7 protein-coding genes and 1 pseudogene are annotated in these 8,665 nt (G+C 70.1%); 3 read left to right on the forward strand and 5 right to left on the reverse strand.

Features of this window, described 5'->3' with window-relative positions; translation table 11 throughout:
• Together NJ4_RS07625 and recC are read right to left on the reverse strand one after the other, a co-directional pair.
• Positions 1-606, reverse strand: a 606-nt coding sequence (locus NJ4_RS07625; protein WP_157550904.1) for a UvrD-helicase domain-containing protein, incomplete at its 3' end; no start/stop codon positions are given.
• A gap of 83 nt (positions 607-689) precedes the next feature.
• Entirely contained in the window at positions 690-4,034 is a 3,345-nt protein-coding gene (gene recC, locus NJ4_RS07630) for an exodeoxyribonuclease V subunit gamma (protein ID WP_067432552.1), read from the reverse strand.
• 19 nt (positions 4,035-4,053) lie between these two features.
• On the opposite strand from recC, the gene NJ4_RS07635 reads away from it, so the two are divergent.
• Both NJ4_RS07635 and NJ4_RS07640 read left to right on the forward strand, forming a co-directional pair.
• On the forward strand, positions 4,054-4,824 hold the full coding sequence (locus tag NJ4_RS07635; protein WP_067432555.1) for a hypothetical protein: 771 nt from the start codon (positions 4,054-4,056) through the stop codon (positions 4,822-4,824).
• Between the two features lie 56 nt (positions 4,825-4,880).
• Positions 4,881-5,621, forward strand: a complete 741-nt coding sequence (locus NJ4_RS07640; protein WP_067432559.1) for a hypothetical protein — start codon at positions 4,881-4,883, stop codon at positions 5,619-5,621.
• A gap of 19 nt (positions 5,622-5,640) precedes the next feature.
• Here the strand turns inward: NJ4_RS07640 and NJ4_RS07645 are convergent, their stop codons facing one another.
• Positions 5,641-6,270, reverse strand: coding sequence for a TetR/AcrR family transcriptional regulator (locus NJ4_RS07645; protein WP_067432562.1), 630 nt, complete (start codon positions 6,268-6,270; stop codon positions 5,641-5,643).
• Positions 6,271-6,464: 194 nt separating this feature from the next.
• Between NJ4_RS07645 and NJ4_RS07650 the strand changes: the two genes are divergently transcribed.
• Positions 6,465-7,442, forward strand: a complete 978-nt coding sequence (locus NJ4_RS07650; RefSeq protein WP_157550907.1) for a DUF5938 domain-containing protein — start codon at positions 6,465-6,467, stop codon at positions 7,440-7,442.
• Positions 7,443-7,461: 19 nt separating this feature from the next.
• On the opposite strand, the gene NJ4_RS07655 is transcribed toward NJ4_RS07650, so the two are convergent.
• Together NJ4_RS07655 and NJ4_RS25940 are read right to left on the reverse strand one after the other, a co-directional pair.
• Positions 7,462-8,298: a hypothetical protein gene (locus NJ4_RS07655; RefSeq protein WP_067432568.1), complete on the reverse strand. Its 837-nt coding sequence runs from the start codon at positions 8,296-8,298 to the stop codon at positions 7,462-7,464.
• Between the two features lie 66 nt (positions 8,299-8,364).
• Positions 8,365-8,665: pseudogene (locus tag NJ4_RS25940) on the reverse strand (hypothetical protein); the annotation flags it as partial.

An 8,665-nucleotide genomic window follows, 5' to 3' on the forward strand; every position in this document is an offset into this window, starting at 1 on the left:
CCGGGCCTGCGGGTCGTTGACAGCGGCGCGGGCCAGCTCGAGGGCCTCGGCCCGGCTGAACAGCGGGCCGTCCTCGGCGTCGGCGAACCCGCGCAGGTAGAGGTCGTCGACCACCTCGATCAGCAGGTCGTCGAGATCCTCGACCAACCGGGCACTGGAGTCGGTGTCGCCGGCCACCCCGAGGCTGCGCAGCACCAGCTGGCAGAACTGGTGGGTGGTCGCGATGGTGGCCGCGTCGAACGATCCGAGGGCCTCACGCACCCGGTGTCGGCGTACGGTGACCTCGTCGACGCTGCCGGTGAGCAGCAGGTCGATCAGGTCGTTGGGCTCGCGCGGGGCGTCGGGCGTCGCCAGCGCGCGCTCGGCCTCGACCAGCTGCCAGCGCACGCGTTCGCGCAGCTCCTGGCTGGCGGCGCGTCCGAAGGTGACCACCAGCATCTCGTCGAGCCGGGCCTCGCCTTCGGCGACGAAACGGGTGACCAGGGCGCCGATCGTCCAGGTCTTGCCGGTTCCCGCGCTGGCCTCGAGCAGAGTGGTTCCGGTGGGCAGCGGGTCAGTGATGTCGAAGGCCTCGAGAGCCTCGTGTCCTGCCGATGGTGAGCTCACAGCTCTGGATGGCGAGCTCGCAGTTCGGCCGCCATCCTCCGCTCCGCCTTCGGCTCCCTGACCGCCGCGGCCTCTCGCTTCGCTCACAGCGGGCCCACCTTCTCGGCCCCGGTCAGCAACGGTGACCAGACCCGCCACGCGAACTGCCCCAACCGGTGCGGCTCGTCGTTGAAGCGCTCGTCATCCCTCGGCGGGCCGGTCAACACCGAGATCGGCGCCTGCTCGCCGTACAGCCTCACGTGGGCGGGGTCGTCGTGCTCGCCGGGTACGACGAACGCACGGTCACGGTCGGTCTTCCACTCACGGTCGGCGATCTCGACCGGGTCCTTCGGGTCGCCCATGCGTGAACGCACGCTCGCCTCGGCGTAGGCCAGACCGGTGCGCAGGGGCAACGGGATCGGCTCGCGCAGACCGCGGTCGTGGATGTCGACCAGCTCGCGCAGCCAATCGACCGCGCGGTGGTCCAGCGGCCCGGCCAGCGCGTGGGCCGGACCCGCCTTGCCCTTGCCGACCGCCGAGGCGACCCAGTGCTCGTCGGGGTGCGACGCGCTGAGTGCGAGCAGGTTGATCCACGACATCAGCCGCTGCCGGGCGCGCAGGGAGGAGTAGGTGACACTGAGGATCCGGTTGCCGCGCACGCCGGGCACGGTGCCGGTGAGCCGGCGCCCGTCGCCGAGGTCCACGTCGACGTCGAGGCTGCGTGGGCTGCCCTGGCGAAGCTGGTCGGTCTTCTGCACGAGTGCCTGCACGTCCGTCACGACCGCCCGGAGAGTCCGCTGCCCGAGCTGTGCGGGAGGGAGGAGACCGCGCAGCTGCTCGGCGGTCATGCTCGAGACGGGGTCGAGCCCGTCGAGCACGTCGCCCAGCAGGCGGTCGCCGACGCCCCACTTCTCCAGGCCGTCGAGCTCGATCGGGATCGCGTCGCGGGTCTCCTCGGCCTCGAGCGGCGAGGCCACGTCGAGCCGGCGCCGCAGGAAGGAGCGCGCAGGGTGCGTGAAGAACTGCTGGAGGTCGGCCAACGACACGTTGTCGGTCGGCCGGGCCGCCAACGGCTCCGGCACGAGCGGCCCGGGTGCGGTCCGCGGAGCCAGTGCGGCCCGGGCCCCGGCCTCGGCGGCCGTGTCGAAGGTGAAGGTGCGCTCCGGGTCGGTGAGTCCGGGCAGCACCAGGTTGCGTCGGTCGAAGGGCTGCAGCGGGTGGTGCACGCACAGGTCGGCGTCCGGCGCGATCCGTGAGACCGCGTCGAGCAGCTCGCCCAGCGGCACCGCCGGCGGCCGGACGGCGCCGGTCTGCTCGTTCGCGCCGGTGTAGGTGACCACCAGCCGGTCGGTCGCGGCCAGCACGGCGTCAAGGAGCAGCTGCCTGTCCTCGCTGCGGGCGTCGCGCTCCCCGGTCTGTGGGTTGCGGGCCAGCACGTCGTCGCCGTCCACGTGACCGGTGCGTGGGAAGACACCGTCGTCGAGACCGACCAGGCAGACCACGCGGTGCGGCACCGAACGCATCGGCACCATCGTGCAGACGGTCAGCGTGCCGGTGCGGAAGTTCGCCCGGGTGGGTCGCCCGGAGAGCCGATGGGCGAGCAGGTTGCGCACATCGGCCAGTCGCAGCTGGGTGTTGTCGCCGTCGCCGACGGCATCACGGATCATCGCCAGCTCGCGCTCGAACTGCGCCACCTGCCAGGCGTCGTCGCGCTCCACCTCCGTCAGCGCCAGGACGCCGTCGCCGAGGGCACCGACCCAGTCGTCGACGGTGCTGGCCGCCGCCATCGCGGAGAAGACGGCCTCGAGGCGGTCGACGTACTCGGCGAACCTGCCGACCAGGTCGATGTCGCCCGAGGAGACGTCGTCGACCGGCAGGGCCGCGCCGAGCCAGGTGTGCTCGCCCTCGGCCATCGCGACACCGAGGAGCACCCGGTCGAGGCCGGCCCGCCAGGTGTTCTGGCCGAAGCGTTCGAGGGCGTAGTCGGCCCGCGCGGCGGCGTCCATGCCCCAGCGGATGCCGGAGGCCTCGACCCAGCGTGCCACCTGGTCGAGGTCGTCGTCATCGACGGCGAAGCGGTGCCGCACCGGTGGGCTGGCGAGCAGGTCGAGCACCTCGGTGGCAGCGACCCGACCGCCGGCGATCTCGACCAGCCGGGCGGCCACGGCGAGCAGCGGGTTCGTGCTGGCCAGGGAACGGTCGGCCAGGCGCACCCGGAGCCGGTGCGCGGGGTGGCCCTGACCGCCGGCCACCTCGCCCAGGCCGAAGCCGGCCTGGATCAGCGGCGCGTAGGTCTCGATGTCAGGACACATCACCAGGATGTCGCGCGGCTCGAGCGTCGGGTCGTCGGCGAGCAGTCCGACCAGAACCTCACGGAGCACGTCGACCTGGCGTGACGGGCCGTGGCACGCGTGCACCTGCACGGTGGTGTCGGCCAGGCCCGGCACGGGATCCGGCAGCGCGTTGCTGCGCAGGCCGGCCTGGAGCCGGCCCAGGATCGAGTCGCTCCGGGTCACCGAGCCGGACGAGGGTTCGTCGACGGCCGGCACGAGCGCAAGCGTGCGCTGGAGCTCGCGCGAGTCACGGCCGAGGGAGGCGAGGAGGGGATCGTGCACCAGCTCGGCCGAGTGGTCCTCGGTCCGCGCCACGGGCCCGGCCGCCGAGATCTCGGCCAGGTCGTCCCACAGTGTCGTCGAGGGCTGCGGCAGCCACAGGTGCACGTCGCGCAGCTCGCCCAGGGCGCCGAGCAACTCGGCCTCGGTGCGCGGCAGGCGGGTGTGGCCGAACAACGAGAGCCGGGCCGGCAGCTCGAGCCCGTCGCCACCGGCGCGCAGGGTGGCCAACGTCTGGTCATGTCGTACGTCGGGTGGCGCGAGGTCCCTCGCGGCCACGACGCGACGCCACAGCTCGGCCTGCCACGACAGGTCACCGTCGAGCGTGCCGCCACAGCCGTCGGTGTCATCGCCCGTGCGCCAGTCGGTCAACAGCCGTGGACGCTGGACGGCGTACGACGCGAACAGACCGGCGATCCGTCGCGCCACCGAGTAGCGCCGACTCCTCCGCAGCTCACCCTCGGCACCGGGGACGCCGTGGCCAAGGTGCGTGGCGAGCGTGGTGCACCACTGCTCATCGAGACTTGTGTCGATCACCTCGAGCACGGTCCACACGAGGCGGTCGGGATCCCACGGGTCATCGCGTTCGCGGCCCAGCAGGAGACTCACGAGGGAGTGCGGGCTGAGGAACCTCACTCCCGCACAGACCCCGTCGCCACCACGTGGCCCGACGCCGAGGTGGTGGGAGAGTCGCTGGGTCAACCAGCGCTCGACGCCACGCGCCGGCACCACGACCACTTCCTGGGCGAAGGGGTCGGGCAGCGGTTCCACCAGCAGTCCGGCCAGGCCGGACGCCAGCAGGTCCGTCCGTTCGGCGCGATGAATGCGGAGGCTCACGCGGGATACCCTTCCACACGTGAACGACACTCGGCGGCGCATCCGATCCCTTGCCCTGATGGGCGTCCTGCTCCTCGCGACCACGGGTCTGGCAGCGTGCGGTGACGACTCCGCCGAGGACCCGGACTTCGACAAGGCACTGCTCGTGGCCGACGACCTCGGGCCCGACTTCCGGATCGCGGCCGACGACGAGGAGGAGAAGGACGACGACGACAGCGACCCTGACTGGGGCTGCCTGCTCGACTTCAAGGACGATGCCGCCGACGAGTCGGAGGACGGCGATGACGACGACATCGAGGTCGAGCTCGAGGCCGCTGTGGATCCGGGTGCGCCCGGCGTCTTCCAGGTGGTCGTCGACGTCGGCAACGAGGACAAGGCGCGCAAGCTCGTCGGTGAGCTCGCCGACCGCGTCGACGGGTGCCATTCCGTCGACACCCAGGACGAGGACACCCGCTGGCAGTTCGACGTCGACTCCGACCGCGTGGCCTGGGCCGACGGGGCCGATCAGCAGGTCAACGTCGCCGCCGCCGGCAAGGCCAGCTTCTCCGGCGTCGACCTGCCGGTGTCACTCTCGTTCACCCTCGTGCGCATGAAGGACGTCGTCTCGATGGTGATGTTCTTCGACATGGCCAGCGACATCGACGAAGCCAACCGAGACGTCGTCGGCGTGGTGGTCGATCGCCTGTCGGCGGCTCTCGACGGCGACGACCAACCCGAGCCGGCCGGCGTGCTGGAGGACTACCCGATCGGGGAGGAGTTCAACGAGCTTCTCGGCGGAGCGGACGCCTGAGCGGACGTGCGCTCGGGCGGGATTGCCCGAGCCGTGTCGTGGGTAGCCTGCCGGCCATGACTGCTCGGGGACTGACCACGCGAAGACTGGTCGCGCTGCTTGCCACGACCACGCTGACCCTCACCGCCTGCGGCGACCAGAGCGAGCCGCCGAAGGACCTCGGCGCGGCGATGGGCGATCCGGCGCTGCCGCCCTACGACCCCGACGAGCCGCTGGAGGCCGCCGAGCTCGCCGAGGTCCTGGTCACCGCCTCGGAGGTCGGCCCCGAGTTCAAGGAACGGACCGCGAAGTCGCCGGAGACCGACTCATTCGACTGTCTGTCCAGGATCGACGACCTCGAGGACTTCGGCAGTCCCGACGGCTACCGCGAGATCGTCTTCCAGGGGAGGACGAAGGAGCAGCGGTACACCAGCATCTTCGCCTCGGTCGCCTCGTTCGACCAGACCGGCGATTCCGACGACGCCGCCCTCCTGACCTGGGGCAAGATCGACGAGCAGATGGCAGCGTGCACCAAGGTCCGCACTCGGGACAAGAACGGCCGCGTGCAGGTCGACCTGAGGTACGACGACACGCTCCAGGTCGACGCCACCGAGCAGGCCAGCCTCACCGGCAAGGGCTTCTACAGCTACAAGGGCCAGAGCTACCCGCAGGTGGTGACGTACACGGTCGTGCTGGTGGGCAACGAGATCATCACCGTCGCCGCGTTCTCCGAGGTTCCGGACGTCCTGTCCCGCGTCGACCCGCTCGTGAAGGCCTCGGTCGACCGGCTCAACGAGCTGGAGAGCGTGGTCGAGTAGCCGCCCGGCGCCCGCGGGCTCAGGAGCGGAAGAGAGCCGGCAGGATCGCGAAGGCCTGCTCCCGCAGGTTCTCGAGCGCGTCCGCGGTGCCGTTCACGTGCTCCAGCAGTGCCTTGACGAAGAGGCCGTCGACCATGGCGTACGTCGTACCCGGGGAGAAGGCAGGGACGGCACCGGTGAGCTCGGAGTAGCGCGTGACGATGCGCCAGATCATGTCCTCCAGCAGACCGTCGATGATCGCGACCTGCTCGCGGAACTCGGGCTCGAACATGCTCTGGCCGCGCAGGTCGTACCAGAGCCGGTGCATGGGTGCTTCATTGCGGAGCGTCTCGACGAGGGTGTCGACGAAGCCCTCGATCAACTCCTCACCGGTGGCCGCGGTGGCGATGACGCCGTCGTAGCGCCGGGAGCACTTCGTCTTGTAGTAGCGGACGCAGTGGACGATCAGGTCGGCCTTGCTGTTGAAGTAGTAGTGCACCACTCCGTGGGAGAACTCCGAGTGCTGGGCGATCTCGCGCAACGACGTGCGGGCGTAGCCGAGCTCGCCGAGTGTCGTCAGCGCTGACTCGGCCAGCTGGGTCCGTCGTTCGTCGTACTTCTCGTCACGGGTGCGTACGGGTGCCCGTTTCTTTCCCACCGTTTCGGTCACCCCGCCATCCTAGCCGTGCAATATTGCCCTGTCCGTACCCAATCTTGACGATTGTCAAGGGCAGTTGCCAGTTTTTGCTTGACGCCTGTCAAGACAAGGCCGCACTCTGAATGAGGGACTCTTTCCTTGCCGACCCGGCGACTACTGGCCCAGACCGACATCCCCTTCCCCTCTCGATCGTCGTTGGAGCAGCTGTGACCCTTCCTCGTTCCGTGGTGTACGGACACACCGGACCGCTGCGCACGAAGCTGGCCGACCAGCTCACCCGAGCCGGCGTCGCCTTCGAGATCATCGAGCCGGCGGCCGGCACCGCCGAGCAGCTGGCCCGCCGGTTCGCGGGCGCGACGGTCGTCCACAACACCAGCGGACCGTTCGCGGTCTCGGGCCACCACGCCGTGGAGGCGGCGCTGCTCGCAGCGTGCCACTACCTCGACACCTCCGACGAGAACGACTGGCTGGTCAAGGCACGTGAGGTCTGGCACGACAAGTACGACGCCGCCGGTCTCCTGCTCGCGCCCGGCCTGGCCCAACCCTTCGCCACCAGCGAGATCGCCGCCAACCTGGCTCTGGACACGCCGGGGGCGGAGTCGCTGGACGTGCTCGTCCTGTGGCGCAACATGTCGGCCTCCTCGTCGGCCGCGCAACTTCAGCGCCTGGTGGAGCATCACGGACTCGACCCCGCGGACTCCCTCAGCTGGCCCCTCGACCGAGTGCTCAACGTGCGCCTGCCCGGTCACCCGGAGCCCGGCATGGCGATCAGGTTCGACGAGTCCCCGCACGCCACGTGGTTCGAGGACGACGAGCGGGTCACCGAGCTCCGCACCTACGGTGGTGCCTCGGAGCGCTCCAAGCTGGCGAGCCTCACCTCGTGCGCCGGGCCCACAGTCGCCGAAGGGCGCAGTGCGCTCGCCCTGGGTCAGCCGGTCGACCCGACCATCGACTCGGTCTACGCCCAGGGGTACGCCGGCCGCACCCACGTGCTGCTCGTCGGCACCTGCCCGTACGACGAGACGGCCATCCTCCACACCCGGGCCGCCCGGTCACTGATCGACCACGGTGCAGCCGTGAGTGGGTTCACGTCGGGGTGCCGGGCGTTCGGCCACCTCGTCCTCCTCGAAGCACTGGAGTCGGCAGGGGTGGTGGAGGCTCCGCTGGTGACCGTCGAGGCCTGACTCGGTCAGCCGACCGGGGTCACGACTGGGCCAGCGACGCTTCGGGAGCGGACGTTTCCGGCTCGGAGACCGCGATCGGTGACGGCAGGAACTTGCTGGCTCCGTTCACCGCGATCGCGCACATGGCCATGGTCAGGAAGGTCGCACCCCAGACCATGCCGCTGGAGAAGTGGGCATCCTCGAGGTGCAGCGCGACGATGAGCGGCGAGCCCAGGCCGAAGTTGGCTCCGAAGAACGTCACGGGGAAGACCACGAAGAGGCCGAGCAGGCCCCACGCCGTCTCGACGCGACGCCACAGGTGCACGGCGAGCACGGTGAACAGGACCACCTGGGTGCCTTCGAGCACGCCGATGACCAAGGGGTAGTTGACGATCCGCAACTCGTACGGGCCGTAGTAGGTGTAGACGTCGGTGGCCGTGCCGATCGTCTCGAAGACGACGGACGCGGTGATCTCAGCAGCCCAGATGGCGAAGATCCCCTTCCGTCCGAGCGTGCCCCGGTAGAGACGCTGGCCCGCGTAGAGGCACGCGCTGGCGTAGAGGATGACGTATCCGCTGTGCGACCAGTTCGGTTGGACGACACCGAACGCGGTGAAGTGGGAGTACATCGCCCCCGCCTTGCCGTCATGCACGTCGTAGAACCACAGGTCGAACGCCACGTCGTACAACGGCTCCGCCGTGGCCGCCACGCAGGCGGCCGCGCAGGCGATCAGGTAGAAGGGCGTCCGCTGTGCCACCCACATGCGCACGGCGATGACGACCATGACCAGGACGATGGCCCAGCTCGCCCAGGTGAAGACGTTCTGCCAGACGAGGCTCAGCTCATGTTGCATGACGTGGTCGGGCATGCGTCCCATTGCGGGTTCTCCTTGGGGGTTCGGCTGGTTTCGGGGTCGAGCAGCAGGCTCTGGGCCTGGAACGGGTCAGGGCTTGAGCAGGTTCGTGACGCAGGCAGCGAGACCGAGCACGTCGAGTCGGCTGATTCCGGAGGTCAGGCACTGGGTGGTGGCCTGGGCGTGGGTCAGCGTCGTGGTGACGGTTCCGACCGGGTCCTTCACGGTCTTGTCGAGCAGCTTCCCGCCCTGGGTGAGCGTCTCCTCGAGCGTCTTCATCGTCTTCGCCGGGTCGCTCGCGGGCGGCGATCCGGGGGTCTGCGGCGACGGGGCGTCGGGGTTCTGTGAGGTGGGGGTGCTCGGGGTGCTGGAGCCGGTGTTGCCGGTGCTC

Source organism: Nocardioides jensenii JCM 1364 = NBRC 14755, assembly GCF_001552535.1.
GTDB lineage: Bacteria > Actinomycetota > Actinomycetes > Propionibacteriales > Nocardioidaceae > Nocardioides > Nocardioides jensenii.

Excerpts from the sequence above, each read along its gene's own strand:
- NJ4_RS07655 (WP_067432568.1), bottom strand. The coding sequence starts at position 8,298 with ATGGGACGCATGCCCGACCACGTCATGCAACATGAGCTGAGCCTCGTC.
- NJ4_RS07640 (WP_067432559.1), top strand. The coding sequence starts at position 4,881 with ATGACTGCTCGGGGACTGACCACGCGAAGACTGGTCGCGCTGCTTGCC.